This window comes from Candidatus Planktophila sp. (assembly GCF_044348745.1).
Taxonomy (GTDB): Bacteria; Actinomycetota; Actinomycetes; order Nanopelagicales; family Nanopelagicaceae; genus Planktophila.
Genome location: NZ_JBIKSG010000020.1, coordinates 1 through 18,077, shown reverse-complemented (window position 1 = coordinate 18,077; position 18,077 = coordinate 1). Strand labels below are relative to the sequence as shown.

Genomic DNA, 18,077 nt, shown 5'->3' with positions numbered 1-18,077 from the left:
CGTCCAATACCGTGTTGTTCATGCACAACATAATCACCACTTTTGAGCTCTAACGGATCAATAGCCTGCTTGCGCTTTGAAGGCATACGTTCACCATCTTTAACAGATCCTTTACTGCCAGTTAGATCTCTTTCAGTCATGAAGAAAATTTGATCTTCAGCACTTTCAAAGCCGTGGGTGATAACTGAAGTAGTTAAATAGATAGTGCCCTTCGTTGGGGTTGCAACTAGTTTTTCAACAATGTGAACAGGTAGATCAGCGCTTCGAAATATTCCCGCATATCTCTCGAGCATTCCGTGCCCATGGGTTGCAAAAACAACAGTGCGGTGTTCTTCAAGCACTGTTCGTAGGACATCAACGGTGCGTTCAATATCCCCGCGCATGGGATCTATAGCGGCATACTCCAAAAAGAGAACATCTTCTTCTAGGTCGCTTCCAAAGGGACTAAATTCCGCGCTCGTTATCGATCTTGAAACAATCTCATCTTTGAGCTCATCCCAGGAAATATATGTTCCAGCTCCATCATGCAAAGGAGCAATTCCGCCCAGCGCAGCATTTGACCAAGAGGCGTTGAGAAACTCTTCATTAGTTGCCAGCAAATCTGCTGCCCGCGAACGAATACGTTGTTCATCGATAAAAAGAATCTGTGTGTTGGCAGGCATTCGAGAAAGCAATGTTTCGGTTTCATCTATCAATAATGGAATCAAGGACTCCATGCCCTCAAAGGCAATCCCTTCGCTTATTTTCTCCAGCATTTCTGCAGCCACTGGATACTCATCTTTTACCTCAATCGCACGGTGCTTAACCTCAGGTGTCAACAACATTTCTCGGCATGGATAGATCTCCACTTTGCCAATCACTGGTGCAAATGTGCGCTGATCTGCGACTTCAAAATAACTTAACTCTTCTATTTCATCACCAAAGAAATCGATCCGGATTGGGTGATGACTCAGAGGTAGAAAGAGATCAACAATTCCACCACGGACTGCAAACTCACCACGACGTTCAACTAAATCAGTTCGTGTATAGCAAAGTGATGATAGATGTTTTACAAGTAGATCAAGTGATTGTTCTTGGCCAATCTCTAACTTCATAAGAGGGGTTGAACCTAGGTTGCTGATTATTCGATGGATTGCTCCACGAACTGGTGTGACAACAATCGGATTACTTGAATGTTGGTTCTGTAATGCATAAAGAGTTTGAATTCTCTTTGCAACTGTGTCACTTCGTGGGCTTAAACGCTCATGAGGCAGTGTTTCCCAAGCTGGAAATTCCAAGACATTGTCATAAAGTTCGCGCAATTCATTGACAAGATCTTCGCTGCTTCGACTAGAGCTAGTGACAACTAAAAGTGGATGGGCAGATGCGCGTGCGGCAAGTAAAAATGGATACATCGATTGCGGTGCCACAATGTGAGATGCATCAGGTGCAGATGGCAGGACAGGAATTAGTCCGCGCATGCGTGCCTCCAATGCCTTAAGGCCCCATTTCCTTTTGGAGGGGGGTCCAAATGGAGGGGCTTGATGGGCCAAGTGTAATTTGTTTTGAGCAGACCTTCTTACCTGAGAGGATTGCCCAATGAGCCAGAACCCCATTGCTGCAGATGAGGCAGGGTTGCGTAGTGATGTGCGTCGGCTTGGCGATCTCTTGGGTCAAACACTCGTGCGCCAAGAAGGTCCAGAACTCTTAGCGTTGGTCGAAGAGGTTCGAAAGTCAGTGCGAGAAGGCACTGGCGCAGAAATACTTGCTGATCTATCTGTTGAAGACTCCGTCCAATTAGTGCGTGCATTTAGCACCTATTTCCATTTAGCAAATGTTGCCGAGCAAGTTCACCGTGCCCGCGTTCTGGCTGATGTGCGCGCAACAGGCGGCTCTTGGCTTGCCCGTGCAGTTGATCGCATCGAAGTTGCCTTAAAACTCCAAACTCCTGGACATGAATTAAGCAAAGAAGAAATTGAACAATGGGTTAGTGCAATGTCAGTCCGTCCAGTGTTTACCGCGCACCCAACTGAGGCAGCACGACGCTCAGTGTTAAACAAATTGGGAATTATTGCAGAATTATTAGATGATCCACGGAATCCATCGCAACAAGATCGTTTGGCAGAAACAATTGATTTATTGTGGCAGACCGACGAACTTCGTTTAGGTCGCCCAGAGCCATTAGATGAAGCACTCAATGCTTTGTATTACCTGGATGATTTGTTCACACAAACTGTTCCAGAAGTTCTTAATGATTTTACTAAGGAAATGAAGCGCATCAATGTTGAGGTGCCATTAACAGCTCGTCCACTTTCTTTTGGTAACTGGATCGGCGGAGACCGTGATGGCAATCCAAACATCACAGCAGAAGTCACAACCGATGCCATGGTCCTACAAGTCGGTCATGCTATTCGGGTAACTATCGCTGCGATGAATGAATTACGCCAAATGCTCTCTGTTTCAACAAAGATCGTTGGGGCAACACCAGAACTATCGGCCTCAGTTGAGAAGGATTTAGCGAACATCCCTGAATTTGAACCTCGCTTCTTACGCCTGAATGCCGAAGAGCCATACCGCCTCAAGGCAACTGCGATTGTGCATCGCTTGGCATTTACTCGTGATCGCCATGCAAAAGCTGGAGTACATGTGCCAAACCGGGATTATGCAAACACAGCCGAACTTCTGGCTGATTTGGTGTTGATGCGCGACTCACTGCTGGCACATCGCGGTGAACTGATTGCCACAGGCTTACTTGAGCGCACCATCCGCACCGTTGCAGCCTTTGGAATAACACATGCAACTATGGATGTTCGTGAACATTCAGATGCTCATCACAATGTTTTGAAGCAGATAATTGGAATCGATGGATATCAAGAAAAGTCCCACGAAGAAAAGTTCGAAATTCTCCGGAAAGTACTAGCCGACGGAACAGTTTTTAACACATCTCAATTGGATGCCTTAGGCAAGAAAACATTAGACACATTCATAGCTATCAATGATTTGATTGATCGCTTTGGGCCAGAGGCGATAGAAACTTATATTGTTTCTATGACAAAAGGTGCCGATGATTTGATTGCAGCAGTTGTCATTGCCCAGCACGCAGGCCTTGTTTCACTTAAAGAGAAGAAGGCAACTATCGGATTTGCGCCGTTGCTAGAAACAGTTGCTGAACTTCGCTCTGCTGGTGAAATTCTTGAAAAACTTTTGAGTAATCCCGCTTACCGCGCAGTTGTTTCTTTGCGTGGAGATGTTCAGGAAGTAATGCTGGGGTATTCAGATTCCAACAAAGATGCTGGTATTGCAACGAGTCAGTGGGAAATCCACCGAGCACAACGTTCTTTGCGCGATGTTGCAATGAAGCACGGGGTGAAGCTGTGCTTGTTCCATGGACGCGGTGGTTCGGTTGGTCGCGGTGGCGGTCCAACATATGAGGCATTAATCGCCTTGCCGTGGGGATCTGTTGATGGGCAAATTAAAATGACAGAACAAGGCGAAGTTATTAGCGATAAGTACGCACTTCCCTCACTTGCTCGAGAAAACGTAGAGCTAACTTTGGCCGCATCATTAGAAGCAACAGTTCTAAATCGTGGACCACGTCAAACCCCCACAGAGCTAAAGGCTTGGGGTGATTGCATGCAACTAGTTAGTGATGAATCCTTTAAGCAATACCGCTGCCTGATTGATCAACCAGATCTGCCTGCATATTTCTATTCATCAACTCCTGTCGAGCAACTTGGCGATTTGTTCTTGGGTTCACGTCCATCACGTCGCCCAGATGCTGCAGGTGGTCTTGACTCATTACGGGCAATTCCTTGGGTATTTGGCTGGACCCAGTCGCGTCAGATCGTGCCTGGCTGGTTCGGAGTTGGTTCAGGCCTCAAAGCTGCACGAGAAGCAGGACATGCTGATCTCTTAGCTCAGATGCTTACGGAGTGGCATTTCTTCACAACATTTATCAGTAACGTTGAAATGACACTTGCAAAAACAGACCTAGAACTTGCTAAGCGTTATGTTGAAACACTTGTACCGACAGAGCTCCACCACTTCTTAGATGAAATCCAAGCGGAGTTTGAATTAACTGTTTCAGAGATCTTAAAACTAACCAACAAGAAGACATTATTGGGAAATCAGGAAATTCTGGCCAGAACATTGCAAGTTCGCGATGCTTATCTTTCGCCCATACATCTATTGCAAATTAACTTGCTCAAGCGTGTACGTGAAGCTGGTGATTCTGCCGATCCCGTTCTGCGCCGTGCACTGCTACTAACGATCAATGGTGTTGCCGCTGGCCTCAGAAATACTGGCTGAATTAGCTATTGAAAGTTGATTGAGTAGTTTCTAGACCTTTTGTAATCAATGATTCGACCACATCGGCGCCGCGATCGATGAATTCACCTAAATCTTTTTGTTCTACTTTGGAAAATGCTTTCAGCACAAAATCTGCTGGATCTTGCTGACCCATGGGGCGGCCAATACCTAAGCGAACCCGATAATAATTTGGACCGTCAAATGATGAGGTCATTGATTTAAGGCCATTATGCCCGTTGTCCCCGCCGGCAAACTTGGTTCTAATTGCAGCAAATGGAATGTCTAACTCATCATGCAAGGCAATAATATTTTCTGGCTCAACTGAATAGAAATTAGCCAGGGCCTTAATGGGTCCGCCTGTTTCATTCATAAAGCTCCTTGATTTTGCAAGAATTATTGAATGTGTGCCAGCATCTAATTTATATGCTGCAATATCTGTGCGAGATTTATGTGAGGAAAACTTGATTGAATGGCGACGAGCTAATTCATCAATCACCATCTGGCCGATGTTATGACGTGTGGCAGCGTATTGATCTCCTGGATTACCCAGGCCCACTACCAACCACGTCATAACAACAAAGCCTAGGGGTTAAGCGTCTTTCTTCTCGGCATCTGCTGCAGGTGCTGCTGCATCTGCTGCTGGTGCTGCTTCTTCCGCAGCTGCAGTTGACTTCTCTGATAGGTGAACAACGATTGTCTTTGGATCAGACTCGAGTTCAACTCCTGCTGGAAGTACAACATCTGCTGCGTACTTTGAAGATCCTGCAGCAAGACCTTGAATGTCTACTTCTAGGAAGCTTGGGATTGCTGAAGCATCAACACGAACATCGATTGTGTTGTTAACGTGCTCAAGAATGCCATCGCGGTCATGCTCACCAACTGTGTGAACAGGGACTGAAACGACAACCTTCTCGCCACGACGAACCAAAACTAGGTCAACGTGCTCAAGAATCTGCTTTAGGAAATCGCGGACGATTACCTTTGGAAGTGTTAGTTCGTTCTTGCCATCAATTGTGATGTCCAAAAGAACGTTTGACTGCTTCAGAGCAACGCCAAGTTCCTTTGCAGGAAGTGTGATGTGTAGAGGCTTTTCTCCGTGACCGTAGATAACAGCAGGAACTAAACCATCGCGACGTGCACGACGTGATGCGCCCTTACCAAATTCAGTACGAGTGGTTCCGACGATCTTTACTTCTGCCATTTTTTATCTCCTTGTTAATCCCGGTTCTTCGGTGCGTACACAAAGTTCCAGCAGGAGAAAAATCCCTTACCCGTCGATCACGGAAAGCTATTCGCTACCCTCGCCGGAACAGGTCGAACAGTATCTTTTCAGCCAGCGTTGAAGCAAATTCAGGCTTAGGAATGACCATCAAACAGGCTCGTAACCGATCCATCCTCAAAGACCTCACGTATTGCGCGGCCTAGAAGTGGGGCAATTGAAAGCACGGTCAAATTATCAAACTTTTGATCCTCAGAAATTGGCAAGGTATTTGTAATGACAACTTCTGATGCGCGGCTATTTTTCAAGCGATCAACTGCTGGGCCACTAAATACTGCATGAGTTGCAGCGATGATTACATCAGCAGCACCTGCATCAAATAGCGCATCTACTGCCTTGGTAATTGTGCCGGCTGTGTCGATCATGTCATCGATAACAACGCATGTTTGCCCGACGACATCACCAACCACGCGACCTGTGATTGATTCATTAGGAATACGTGGGTCGCGAGTCTTGTGAATAAATGCGATTGGGCAACCACCAAGAAGATCTGACCAACGCTCTGCAACTCGAACTCGACCTGAGTCAGGAGAAACAATTGTTAAGCGTGTGCGATCTACTTTGCTGCCAACATAGTTTGCCAGCATCGGTAGAGCGAACAAATGATCAACTGGTCCATCAAAGAAGCCTTGAATCTGTGAAGTATGCAAATCGACTGCCATTAAGCGATCGGCACCTGCAGTCTTAAAAAGATCTGCCATCAAACGAGCTGTGATTGGTTCACGTCCACGGCTCTTCTTATCTTGGCGTGCATAACCATAAAAAGGTGTGACCACTGTGATGCGCTTTGCTGATGCGCGCTTCAAAGCATCAACCATGATCAACTGCTCCATGATGTGCTTGTTCACTGGTGTTGTGTGGCTTTGAATAACAAACGCATCGCAGCCACGAACTGATTCTTCAAAGCGAACAAAGATTTCACCATTTGCAAAGTCATATGCAGATGTTGGAGTTAATGGAATACCAAGTTCAGCGGCCACTTCATCGGCTAGCTCAGGAAATCCGCGGCCTGCAAATAGGCGTAATCTTTTTTCAGAAGATAAACGGATCTCGCTCATATATCTAGCCCTTCTTCGTACTTGCTTCGGCGGCTTGTGCGGATTTACTTCCTGCGCGCTTGCGCAGAACCCAATCTAATACATTTCTTTGCTTTGCTCGGCCAACACCAATTGCGCCCGCCGGAACATCTTCTGTAATAACTGATCCAGCCGCTGTATAAGCGCCATCACCGATTGAAACAGGAGCAACAAGCATTGTGTCACTGCCAATTCGCACCTGATCACCCACTGTTGTGTGATGTTTCTCAACACCATCGTAATTAACGAAAATAGTGGCCGCCCCGATGTTGCTTCCTTCACCAATAGTTGCATCGCCAACATATGAAAGATGCGGAACTTTTGAACCTGTTCCAACAACAGCGTTCTTCATTTCAACAAAAGCACCTGCCTTAGTTGCATCTCCAAGCTGAGTCCCAGCACGCAAATAGGTAAATGGGCCTACTGAGGCACCTTCGCCAATAACGGTTTGCAAAGCGATTGATTCCAGCACTTGTGCGCCTTCTTTAACAACACAATCCGTAAGGGTCGTGCGAGGTCCAATTACCGCCCCAGATGCAATCTTGGTAGAGCCAAGAAGAGCAGTGCCAGGATGCAGTGTCACATCAGGTGAAAGTTCAACAGTTGAATCAATCCAAGTTGTTGTTGGATCTATGATAGTGACACCGGCATGCATCCACTCATCATTAATCCGATCACGTAGCATCGCTGCGCTCTCTGCCAGTTGCACCCGATCATTGACACCCAGAGTTTCAGTGAAATCATCGATCATGATGGCAGCTATAGATTCTCCTGCAGACTTTAGAATTCCGATGACATCAGTTAAATACAATTCACCTTGGGTATTCGCATTTGTTAACTTGCCAATTGAAGCAGCAAGCTTTTCGCCATCAAATGCATAAACTCCACTATTGATTTCAAAGATAAACTTCTCATCATCTGTTGCATCTTTTTCTTCAACAATGCGCAAGAGTTCATCAGCATCATCTCGAATAATGCGGCCGTATCCAGTTGGTTCTGGATGTTCTGCAGTTAAAACAGATGCGGCAAACTTTCCGGCGCTATGAGCTGCTACAAACGCTGCCAAAGAGTCACCAGAAAGTAGAGGTGTGTCTCCAGCTAAAACTAATACCGTGCCTTTTGGAGTTGTGCCTGCGAGCGCTAATTGCGCTGCATGTCCTGTGCCACCACGGTGTTCCTGGAAAACTGTTGTTGCCTTCGGTGCAATCTGTGCGATGTGTGCTTCGACCGCTTCACGGCCTGAACCGACAACGATTCGAAGTTCAGTTGGATTTAAGTGATTAACTGCGTGAATAACATGTCCGAGTAGCGAACGTCCTGCAACGCTGTGAAGAACCTTAGGAGTTGCCGACTTCATGCGTGTGCCTTCGCCTGCGGCTAGGACAATCACGGTTTGTACGGTCACAAGTGAAGTCTATCGGTGGCTCCGCCACCAGGTATCGATCCTGGACCCTGGGCTTCAAAGGCCCATGTGCTAGCCACTACACAATGGCGGAACGCATATTCTCCCTCATAAATGGTGGTGCTTGTGACCAACTGCGGCCCGATTAGGAGATTACTTTCGCTCCAGCCACAGGGCCATATGCCCGCACAACGCTGCCTACTACCCCGCTGGCCGTTAACGCCACCGTTAAATCAAGGCCCGCATCAACATCTGCAACCAAGAAAGCAACTGTTGGGCCAGAGCCTGAAACGATCGCACCTAGAGCGCCATACTCCTGACCAACATCTAAAACTAACCGTAGGGCTGGTCGCAATGAGCAGGCAGCAGCTTGTAAATCATTAACAAGTGATTTGCCAACCTCTGTTGCATCAGCTGCCAAAAGTGCTTGCATCAACCCTTCATGTGTTTGGGGTTGAATAACGTCGAGCTCTGCACGTAAGCGATCACATTCGGCGTAAACAGCCGGTGTTGATAATCCATGAGTAGAAAGTGCAAGCACCCAGTGATAAGTCCCGCGTGATAGCGCAGCTGTTAATTGATCACCATGTCCTGTCCCAATTGCAGTACCACCGCTAAGCATAAATGGGACATCGCTACCAAGTTGTGCTGCAATCTCAACCATCTCTTCACGAGACATTCCTAGTGAATACAAATAATCAATACCAACAATCGTGGCTGCTGCATCTGCACTACCGCCTGCCATGCCACCCGCAACTGGAATAGATTTCTTGATCTCAATATGTGCATCAACTGTTAGGTCATACTCTTTCGAAATAAGAGCGACGGCTTTTGCTGCCAAATTATTTGCATCGGCTGGAACACCATGAGTCTGCTCGCCAGAAATTTCAATAGTTAATCCAGCGCCAGGTTCTGACAACTTAATTGTCACATCATCAAAAATTGATATCGCTTGAAAAACCGATACTAGGTTGTGATAGCCATCGGCCTCTTTTGGCCCAACAGATAACTGAAGGTTGACCTTTGCCGGCACGCGAACGGTCACACTTTTTACTGGCATGCAGTGACCCTATAACTGCAATTAGAAAATGTCAGGAGCAACGGCAGCAATCTTGCAAAAAGATTCAATCTGTAATGCTTCGCCACGAAGTGTTGGATCTATACCTGCTTTGACCAAAATCGCTTCGGCAGCCGATGATGAGCCATAAAGGCTAGAAAGGGCTGAACGCAGCATCTTTCGGCGTTGGGCAAAGGCGGCATCGATAATCGTAAAGACTTTTTCCCGAGATTCTTCACTACCAGCTGTTTCACGGCGGGTGAATCCCACTAGTTTGGAATCAACATTTGGGGCTGGCCAAAAGATTGATCTTGACACTGTTCCGACATTTTTCACATCAGCCCACCATGCAGCTTTAACACTTGGAATTCCATACTCCTTGCCACCAGGCTTTGCAGCCAAACGATCTGCAACTTCAGCTTGAACCATGACGACACCTGTGCGAAGTGTTGGGAATTTTTCAAGCAGGTGCAGCAATACTGGAACAGAGACGTTATATGGCAAATTTGCAACTAACACAGTAGGTGAAACTGGAAGATCATTAACCGCTAATGCATCCTTGTTTATGACAGTGAGATTTTCTGGGTGTTCAAAGTGCTCTGCGACAGTTACTGGAAGTTGCTGCGCAAGGCGAGGATCTATTTCCACTGCGATTACAGATTGCGCAACATCTAGTAATGCAAGGGTTAATGATCCAAGACCAGGTCCGATTTCAAGAGCAATGTCATCACTTGTTACACCAGCGGTGCGAACTATCTTTGTGCAAACATTTGAATCAATGACAAAGTTTTGCCCTAAGGATTTAGATGGCTTCAGCTCTAACTGTGCAGCAAGTTCGCGGATTTGTGCCGCACCAAGTAACGTCATGATGAAAACGAACCGAAGATGCGTTCAGCATTATTGCCTAAGGCAGTTGCTAGCTCTGCTAAATCTTGTTCTCGCTCTGCAGCCATCGCACGCACAATGGTTGCAATTTGTGCAGGAGTATTGCCAGCACCTCGATTAGGAGACGGGGCTAAGAATGGTGAATCTGTTTCGACTAATAGTTGATCAACTGGCACAAGCTTTACCGCATCACGCAATTCTGGAGCATTCTTAAAGGTTAATGTGCCGGCAAAGGAGAGAATGTAGCCACGTTCAATGCAGGTTTTGGCCATTGCCACATCGCCTGAAAAGCAGTGAAAGACAGTCTTTTCAGGTGCACCAACTTCTAGCAGTACCGACAAGACATCATCATGTGAATCACGATCATGAATAACTAGCGCTTTATTAGCTTTTTTGGCTAATTCAATATGCCACTTAAAAGAATCTTGTTGGCGCTTACGTAATTCAGGTGGGGTGCGGAAGTAATCAAGACCAGTTTCACCAATAGCTCGAACGCGTGGGTGTTGGGCAAGTTCTTCAATAATCTTGAGGTCAGCTTCTAAGTCAGTAACAACAGGTGCTTCGTTGGGGTGTAATGCAACCGCGGCCAGAACGGATGTGTTCCACTTTTCTGCTGCACCAACACACCACTTAGATTGTTCTGCTGAATAACCAACTTGAACAATGCGATCCACATTTACTGACTTCGCTTCTGCAATTACATCTGCTACCTCTTGTGAATCAAATGCCGCATCGGTAACGATCTCCATATGGGCATGTGCATCAACAGTTGGAACTGGTAGGGGTTCTGGTAACGGTGCGCGAGGTCTATCCATATCGCGATTGTGGCGATCAGCCATTGTTACTTAGGCAGGAGTTTCTAAACGTGGGAATAAAACTGGAGTTTTAGTAACAGTTGCACCTGCAGGCAACTGTCCCCAGGTGGCAACCTCTGAAATCTTTTGCGCTCCCAGATCACCCAAAGCATCTTGTGCGCCAAGGCTTTGCCACAAAATTTCACATGTCTGAGGCATGACTGGATGCAATAGCACCGCAAGAGCACGTAGAGATTCAGCAGTGTTATACAAAATTTCTTCCAGCTGAGCTTGGTTTGCCGGATCTTTCGCAAGAATCCATGGCTCTTTAATGGTTACGTAGCCATTAACTTGCTTGCAGAAATCCATGATGGCAAGAATTCCACCTTGGAAATCTAGAGCACACATAGCAGCGTCAGCCTTCTTTACCGTTTCAGTTAAAGCTGCTTCTAATCCTGCATCGTGACTAACAGCCGGCAATACCCCTGCGCAGTACTTTTCAACCATCGCTGCGCTGCGTGAGGCAAGGTTTCCAAAGTCATTTGCGAGCTCAGATGTGTAGCGGGCGCTCATATCTTCCCAAGAGAAAGAACCATCTGTGCCAAAGGGAATAGCACGCAAGAAGTAATAGCGGAATGCATCGATGCCAAAGTGATCAGTGATGTCCTTTGGTGCAATTCCCGTCAACTTGCTCTTACTCATCTTTTCGCCACCGACTAAGAGCCAGCCATGAGCAAAGACTTTCTTGGGGACATCTAGACCCGCTGCCATCAACATGGCTGGCCAAATAACTGCGTGGAAGCGCAAAATATCTTTTCCGACCAAATGCACATCTGCAGGCCAGATTTGTGCAAATTTCTTGCCACCTTCAGAATCTGGGGAATCAGTTAAACCAACAGCTGTTGCATAGTTAAGAAGAGCATCAAACCAAACATAGACAACTTGATCAGTATCCCAAGGAACAGGAATACCCCAATCAAAAGTTGATCGTGAAATTGAAAGATCTGAAACTCCACCTTCAAGGAATGAGACAACCTCGTTGCGTGCACTCTCTGGTTGGCAAGCATCAGGATTATTTTTGTAGTGTGCAAGTAAAGGCTCAACGAAAGCAGAGAGTTTGAAGAACCAATTATTTTCGTTAACTAATTCAATTGGCTTGCTATGGATTGGGCAGCACTTGGCGCTATCTATGTCGATCAAATCTCCTGGAAGTTTGAACTCTTCGCAGCCAACACAATAAGGGCCTTCATACTTACCAGCATAGATATGTCCAGAGTCTTTAAGTGATTGTAAAAACTTTTGAACTCGTTCTGTGTGCCGCTTTTCGGTGGTGCGAATGAAATCATCATTCGCAATATTTAAGTGTTCCCAATTTGGCTTCCACGCTTCTTGAACTAACTTGTCTACCCAAGCTTGCGGTGCGACCTTGTTGCTTTCTGCAGTACGCATTACTTTCTGACCGTGTTCATCTGTGCCTGTTAAGAACCAGACTGATTCACCTTTTTGACGATGCCAGCGCGTCAAAACATCTCCTGCAACGGTTGTGTAGGCATGCCCAATATGAGGGGCGTCGTTGACGTAATAAATCGGCGTCGTTAGATAGAAAGACTTAGTCACTGGCTCATCTTATTGGCATCAACGACTGCGGCATAAACAAGCCGTTTTGCGATGCCAAACTCTTCGGCAACGGTTGCAATGGCAGATTTTCGATCCATTCCGGCTGACTCAAACTCTCGAACTCGACCCACCATGTCAGCCGCCGTCAAGGCTGCTGAATCCATAGCCGCACCTGCAATCACAAGAGTGATCTCACCAAGAACTTCATTACTAGATGCCCATGTGGAAAGTTCATCAAGGGTGCCACGAATAGTTTCTTCATACCGTTTTGTCATTTCTCGACAAATCGCACCAAGTCGATCGGCTCCAAAGACATTTACTGCATCAATGAGTGATTCAGCTAAGCGATGAGGTGCCTCAAAGAAAACCATAGTGCGCTCTTCAAATCGAAGTTTTTCAAATGTTGCTAATCGTGCACCTGCAGTTCGTGGAGGAAAACCTTCAAAGGAAAAGCGATCTGTGGGAAGTCCTGACAATGCAACTGACATGGTGACCGCACTTGCTCCAGGGATAACTGAAACTTCTATTCCTTCTGTAATAGCATCTCGCATCAGTCGGAAACCAGGATCACTAATTGTTGGCATTCCTGCATCTGAAACAACCAGCACAGTCGCACCGCTCTTGAGTTCGGATATCAACTCGCGCGTGCGCTCGATTTCATTTCCTTCAAAAAAGGACAGGACTCGAGCGGTGAAGGTGACCTCAATATCGGTGCACAAGCGATGAAAACGGCGAGAATCCTCGGCTGCAATAATCGATGCGCTTTCAATCGCCCTTTTCAATCTAGGGCTGGCATCCCCTGGATTTCCCAAAGGGGTAGCTGCCAAAATAAGCGTCATGGCCTAATCCTCTCAGTAATTGGCAACAATCGCCCATACTCTTGTCCTATGGCTGCCATCGCTCCGCTCTTGATTGCTATCGCATCTTTTGTGCTCCGGATCTTTAATCTCGGGTCGCCTAAAGGGCTTGTCTTTGATGAGGTCTATTACGTAGATGGAGCACGTGACTTGCTCGCATATGGCGTGGAAGTTAATGGTTCAGACCCGGAATTCATAGTTCACCCACCTGTCGGCAAATGGTTGATAGCTAGTGGCATCAAGTTGTTTGGTGACAATGAGTTTGGCTGGCGCTTTGCATCTGCGGTTTTTGGAACACTTCTGATTCTTGTTTTTGCTCGTTTGGTGCATGTCATTTTCTATTCACCTCTACTAACCGCCCTAGGTGCCTCATTAATGGCATTAGATGGAATGTTGCTTGTGCATTCTCGATCTGCACTTTTAGATTTATTCTTAACATTTTTCACGCTTGTAGGTATTCTTCTGTGGCATCGCAACCGGCACATTTGGGCAGGTATTGCATTTGGATTAGCTATTGGATGTAAATGGAGTGCGATCTACTTTGTGGCAATAATTGGTTTGATTGCTGTCTATAGAATATTGATTGAATACGATGTTAAGAAATCTATAAAGCCAATTGCAGCAAAGTTTGCACAATATGGATTGTTGCCAGTTTTTGTATATGCACTCACATGGACTGGGTGGTTTATTTCAGATCGTGGCTGGAGCCGTCAATGGTCTAGCAATCCAGTTGCTTCTTGGATTCACTACCACTCAGAAATGTTGACATTTCATACTGGGTTAACCAGCACTCATCCATATCAAGCAAACCCATGGAGCTGGTTAATCATGGGTAGACCGACTTCATTTTTTTATGATGCGCCAAAAGGATGTTCTTCGGACAATTGCGCTCAGGAAGTTCTCGCTTTAGGTACTCCGATTTTGTGGTGGGTTGGAACAATTGCAATTGCAGTTGTTGTTGGATATTGGATTAGATCATTGATCAATCACCGTGTTGATGCGGGGGCAAACCTTGTAGTTCTTGGTTTGGCAGCCGGTTACTTACCTTGGTTTGCAATGCAACAACGCACTGTTTTCTCTTTCTATGCAATCATAATTACACCATTTTTAGTTTTGGCGATTGTGTATTGCGCTAAATTATTGCTAGATAGCCACTTGAAGCCAGTTGTTTCTCAATCAATTGTGGGAGGAATATTTGCCCTGATAGTGATTTGTTTTGTGTTTTTCTTCCCATTATTTACGGGGCAAGTGATTACATACGAAGATTGGAAGCTTCGTATGTGGTTTGACTCCTGGATCTAATTACTCGTTAGCTGCGCGAGATTGATTTAGCCGCTCGACCGCTTCATCGGCTAACTGCTGATCAAAGATTTCATCCCGAGATGGTGAGATTGCCGCAAGTGCTTCACGCTCAAGACGCTCTTGCTCTTCGCTCCATTGGGCTGGGTTAGTCAAATCAATTACACGTTTGGCGCTAACCGCCTTTGGCGCATTGAGATAAGTTGGAACTGGTACTTCAGTCGGTTCCCATGCATTTCGAATTGCTGCAGAACCTTTAGGTAATATGACAACGCCCTTTAACTCACGCTCTGACAACGGTATCCAATGTTCGGTTGTGGATTTTGGTTGAACAACTTCGGTCAAGTTAGAAGCTGAAACACCAGAGCTACGTCGATGCATCTGTGTAATTCGACGCCTGTGCAATTGATCAGCAATTACATGTCGGCGAACATTTGCAATATAAATAAGCATTGCCGATAAAGGCACTGCTGCATAAATGAATGGCATCGTATTCATAATTCCACCTATAACTGTCGTGATGAGTGAAAAAGAAATCAATGTAAAAATAATCCTGCGACGCAAAAGATCCTGACGAAACTTCGCTTCACGGTCGAGATCAATGTGGATGGATCCACCAGTAGTTGATGTCTCAGGAGATTGATTTGCAACTATTCGCAATGCGCTTTTAAAGCGCTCAACTGATTTTCCAGAAAACTCATTGCGGTCATGAATCCAGCGGGGTGCAAAATAAGCGACCCACATACCAATGATCGCAATATAGATAAGTCCGGAAGTCATGATGGCCAAATCTAAAGGAAGGGGTGATGCTTTTCTGGGATTTAAGTGCTACTTAATCTCAGAATTTTCCTTAACGAAACAGATGTGATCCCGCCATTGACCATCGATGTGGAGGTATCTCGGACGATCTCCTTCAAAAACAAAACCAGCTTTTTCAGCTACCCGTCGACTTGAGGCATTTTCTGGTCGCAGGTTTATCTCAACTCGATGCAGCTTTAGTACTTCAAAGGCGTACAGGGTAAGCATTTGAACGGCAGCGGTTGTATAGCCTCGATTGGCAAAATTACGATCGATCCAATATCCAATATGTCCGCCGCGCATCGCGCCATAGATAACTCCGCCTAGGGAAATTTGCCCAATTAAGTTCTTGCCATGCCAGATTGCAAATGAAAAGGAACGGCCATGGCGGGCTTCATGATTGAGAATTCGCACCATTTCATAATATGAAGGCAGTTCTTTGTATCTCTCTTCACTAATGGCAGGAATCGTGGCCTCCCAAGGGGAGAGCCACTCTCGGTTTTCTACTCTTACCTGATTCCATGCTCTGCGATCTCGAAAACGCAGCGGCCTTAAGAAAATCTCTTCATTTCCTAGATGTGTAGGCCAACCAGTGCTCATGCGACTAGATATATCGGCGCTCAAGAACTACGACTGTGACCTGATCTCCAGTTTTTAGGGAGGTATCGTTTTCAGAAATCGCAATAAATGCATTTGCATCAGACAAGGTTGATTGTTCATCCTGATCTGCCAGTGGTGTCACAGATTTTCCATCATCGGCCAAGATCGCGCGAATGTAGGAGCGCATACCAAGGGTAGATTCGACCGGTTTTTCAAGTATCGCCTTTACAGAAGGGCGGTGAATTGTTGCAGCGCCCAACATTGTGCGAATCATTGGTCGAACAAATAGTTCAAAGGAAACATAAGCAGAGATTGGGTCACCCGGAAGAGTCACGACTGGGGTGCTATCTGGACCGATTGTTCCAAAATTATGACGACCGCTAGCTTCAATAGCCAGGTCAACAGTTGTTATATCCCCAACACCTGCCAAAGTGCGAGTGATTAAATCAAATGAGTCATCTCTGCGCTCTCCACTGATAATAATTAAATCCGCGCGTACTAACTGATCCTCAATGACTTTTTGTAGCTGCTCTTCATCATCTGGGATTGAGTGAACTCGATAAGCAACAGCGCCCACTTCGCGAACTGCAGTAGTGAGCAACCAAGAATTAGTTTCGTACTCATCACTTGAATTATTCAGAGGCTGGCCAGGTTCAACTAGATCTGGTCCAGCTGAAAGTACTACGACACGTGGATGGGGACGAGTTGGAAGATGATCAAGCCCAATAGATGCTGCTAATCCAATTTGAGTTGATCGAATACGAGTACCGGCGCGAAGAACCAAACGCTCCCCTGCGTAAATGTCTTCAGCAAGGGTTGCCCCATGGGCATCCAGCAAAGGCATCTCAAAAGGTTCCAGTGGTTTGCAGATGGCGAGTAAGGAGGTTAGAAACTCATCGACTCGTGTGTGTTCTGACATAATCAAACCCTACTTGTTGAAGAGTTTATTCCTTGGGATTTAACGGGAGATTTAAATGACAGATCAGAAGATTGCATTGCGCGATCAGGCCCGTCATGAGCGCTCCCAAGAATTTATCCCTTGTAACTTCAATGTCATCCTAAAGTCACCAGAAATACTCTCAGCTTCAACGATCGCCTCCTATCTTTCCTACGATCTGGAGCCAAGTACCGCTGAGATCAATGACGCATTTCTGCGGGATGGAAAAACCTTGGTACTGCCAAGGATTAATGGCAATCAGTTGGAATGGGTTACATGGAATGGCGATCGCAGTCAGTTGACCTCAAAGAAGAAAATCTCAGAACCCATAGGTGAAGCTCTTCAAGATCTTTCAGTTATTAAGGCAGTGATCGTTCCGGCGCTACGAATAGACCAATTTGGTTATCGGTTAGGACAAGGTGGCGGCTATTATGATCGCGCTCTTGGCCAACTATCGGCCTGGAAAATTGGATTGATTTATCCAAATGAATTAATTACTGAAGCACTTCCGCGAGAAGACCATGACATCCCCTTGGATGCTGCAGCTTCTCCTTCGGTTGTTGTGCGCTTTAACCGTTAGGTAAATTACGCGCCATAACAATGCGCTGAATCTGATTTGTTCCCTCGTAAATCTGAGTTAACTTTGTATCACGCATCATTCGCTCTACTGGATAGTCTGTGACATATCCGTATCCACCAAGAACTTGAATTGCATCTTCAGTCACTTTCATCGCGATATCGCTAGCAAAACACTTGCTTGCAGCGGAAAAGAAACGAAGATCCTTTTCATTATTTTCACTCTTTACTGCGGCAGAGTAGGTAAGCAGACGCGCTGCTTCTATATTCATAGCCATATCCGCCAGCATGAATTGGACTGCCTGGAAATCAAAGATCGGTTTTCCGAATTGATGACGTTCATGCGCATACTTTGTCGCAACATCAAAAGCACCTTGGGCTAAGCCGATAGCTTGCGCTGCGATTGTAATGCGTGTGTGATCAAGTGTGTTCATGGCTAAAGCAAAACCTTGCCCAACTTCACTAATGCGGCGATCATCAGAAAGTTGCACATTGTCGAAATAAACTTCACGTGTAGGTGACCCGCGCATTCCCATTTTCTTTTCTGGTGCTCCAAAAGAGACACCTGGGTCTGACTTTTCAACCATGAATGCGGTGATTCCTTTCGACCCAA

17 protein-coding genes and 1 tRNA gene are annotated in these 18,077 nt (G+C 46.0%); 3 read left to right on the top strand and 15 right to left on the bottom strand.

Annotated elements, in window-relative coordinates:
* A partial coding sequence (locus tag AC9UH7_RS04380) for a transcription-repair coupling factor family protein (RefSeq protein WP_509595566.1) occupies positions 1 to 1,460 on the bottom strand: 1,460 nt, incomplete at its 3' end.
* Positions 1,461 to 1,578: 118 nt separating this feature from the next.
* Here AC9UH7_RS04380 and ppc point away from each other — a divergent pair.
* A complete protein-coding gene (gene ppc, locus AC9UH7_RS04375; protein ID WP_509595563.1) occupies positions 1,579 to 4,287 on the top strand; it encodes a phosphoenolpyruvate carboxylase in 2,709 nt (902 codons plus the stop codon).
* A 1-nt stretch (position 4,288) separates the two neighbouring features.
* Here ppc and pth read toward each other — a convergent pair whose 3' ends face one another.
* From pth to rsmI, 10 genes are all read right to left on the bottom strand, one after another.
* Entirely contained in the window at positions 4,289 to 4,858 is a 570-nt protein-coding gene (pth, locus tag AC9UH7_RS04370; protein ID WP_509595561.1) for an aminoacyl-tRNA hydrolase, read from the bottom strand.
* 18 nt (positions 4,859 to 4,876) lie between these two features.
* Entirely contained in the window at positions 4,877 to 5,488 is a 612-nt protein-coding gene (locus tag AC9UH7_RS04365; RefSeq protein ID WP_509595558.1) for a 50S ribosomal protein L25/general stress protein Ctc, read from the bottom strand.
* A gap of 155 nt (positions 5,489 to 5,643) precedes the next feature.
* The gene (locus tag AC9UH7_RS04360) at positions 5,644 to 6,624 is read right to left on the bottom strand and encodes a ribose-phosphate diphosphokinase (protein ID WP_509595555.1); all 981 of its coding nucleotides are present in this window, start codon (positions 6,622 to 6,624) and stop codon (positions 5,644 to 5,646) included.
* A 4-nt stretch (positions 6,625 to 6,628) separates the two neighbouring features.
* Entirely contained in the window at positions 6,629 to 8,047 is a 1,419-nt protein-coding gene (gene glmU / locus AC9UH7_RS04355; protein WP_509595553.1) for a bifunctional UDP-N-acetylglucosamine diphosphorylase/glucosamine-1-phosphate N-acetyltransferase GlmU, read from the bottom strand.
* Positions 8,048 to 8,063: 16 nt separating this feature from the next.
* Positions 8,064 to 8,138: transfer RNA gene (locus tag AC9UH7_RS04350), tRNA-Gln, on the bottom strand.
* Between the two features lie 51 nt (positions 8,139 to 8,189).
* Positions 8,190 to 9,104: a 4-(cytidine 5'-diphospho)-2-C-methyl-D-erythritol kinase gene (locus AC9UH7_RS04345; RefSeq protein ID WP_509595551.1), complete on the bottom strand. Its 915-nt coding sequence runs from the start codon at positions 9,102 to 9,104 to the stop codon at positions 8,190 to 8,192.
* Positions 9,105 to 9,125: 21 nt separating this feature from the next.
* Complete coding sequence (rsmA, locus tag AC9UH7_RS04340; protein WP_509595548.1) at positions 9,126 to 9,968, bottom strand: 16S rRNA (adenine(1518)-N(6)/adenine(1519)-N(6))-dimethyltransferase RsmA; 843 nt, start codon at positions 9,966 to 9,968, stop codon at positions 9,126 to 9,128.
* Positions 9,965 to 10,825: a TatD family hydrolase gene (locus AC9UH7_RS04335; RefSeq protein ID WP_509595545.1), complete on the bottom strand. Its 861-nt coding sequence runs from the start codon at positions 10,823 to 10,825 to the stop codon at positions 9,965 to 9,967. The genes rsmA and AC9UH7_RS04335 overlap by 4 nt, the downstream gene beginning before the upstream one ends.
* A 6-nt stretch (positions 10,826 to 10,831) precedes the next feature.
* Positions 10,832 to 12,397: a methionine--tRNA ligase gene (gene metG / locus AC9UH7_RS04330; protein ID WP_509595543.1), complete on the bottom strand. Its 1,566-nt coding sequence runs from the start codon at positions 12,395 to 12,397 to the stop codon at positions 10,832 to 10,834.
* Positions 12,394 to 13,236 (bottom strand): 16S rRNA (cytidine(1402)-2'-O)-methyltransferase, encoded by an 843-nt coding sequence (gene rsmI / locus AC9UH7_RS04325; RefSeq protein ID WP_509595540.1) that lies wholly within the window; start codon positions 13,234 to 13,236, stop codon positions 12,394 to 12,396. Before rsmI ends, metG begins: the two co-directional genes overlap by 4 nt.
* Before the next feature lie 48 nt (positions 13,237 to 13,284).
* Between rsmI and AC9UH7_RS04320 the strand changes: the two genes are divergently transcribed.
* Positions 13,285 to 14,556, top strand: a complete 1,272-nt coding sequence (locus tag AC9UH7_RS04320) for a dolichyl-phosphate-mannose--protein mannosyltransferase (protein WP_509595538.1) — start codon at positions 13,285 to 13,287, stop codon at positions 14,554 to 14,556.
* Here the strand turns inward: AC9UH7_RS04320 and AC9UH7_RS04315 are convergent, their stop codons facing one another.
* The 3 genes from AC9UH7_RS04315 to AC9UH7_RS04305 are packed head-to-tail and all read right to left on the bottom strand — an operon-like array spanning position 14,557 to position 16,870.
* Positions 14,557 to 15,333 (bottom strand): SepX/GlpR family protein, encoded by a 777-nt coding sequence (locus AC9UH7_RS04315; protein WP_509595536.1) that lies wholly within the window; start codon positions 15,331 to 15,333, stop codon positions 14,557 to 14,559. It abuts the gene before it with no gap.
* A 48-nt stretch (positions 15,334 to 15,381) separates the two neighbouring features.
* Entirely contained in the window at positions 15,382 to 15,975 is a 594-nt protein-coding gene (locus AC9UH7_RS04310; protein WP_509595533.1) for a GNAT family N-acetyltransferase, read from the bottom strand.
* Positions 15,956 to 16,870 (bottom strand): molybdopterin-binding protein, encoded by a 915-nt coding sequence (locus AC9UH7_RS04305; protein ID WP_509595530.1) that lies wholly within the window; start codon positions 16,868 to 16,870, stop codon positions 15,956 to 15,958. The genes AC9UH7_RS04310 and AC9UH7_RS04305 overlap by 20 nt, the downstream gene beginning before the upstream one ends.
* Before the next feature lie 55 nt (positions 16,871 to 16,925).
* Between AC9UH7_RS04305 and AC9UH7_RS04300 the strand changes: the two genes are divergently transcribed.
* Positions 16,926 to 17,468 carry a 5-formyltetrahydrofolate cyclo-ligase gene (locus tag AC9UH7_RS04300; protein ID WP_509595527.1) on the top strand — a complete coding sequence of 181 codons (543 nt, stop codon included), beginning with the start codon at positions 16,926 to 16,928 and terminating at the stop codon, positions 17,466 to 17,468.
* Here the strand turns inward: AC9UH7_RS04300 and AC9UH7_RS04295 are convergent.
* A partial coding sequence (locus tag AC9UH7_RS04295) for an acyl-CoA dehydrogenase family protein (RefSeq protein WP_509595526.1) occupies positions 17,458 to 18,077 on the bottom strand: 620 nt, incomplete at its 5' end. The two genes, AC9UH7_RS04300 and AC9UH7_RS04295, sit on opposite strands and share 11 nt — an antisense overlap.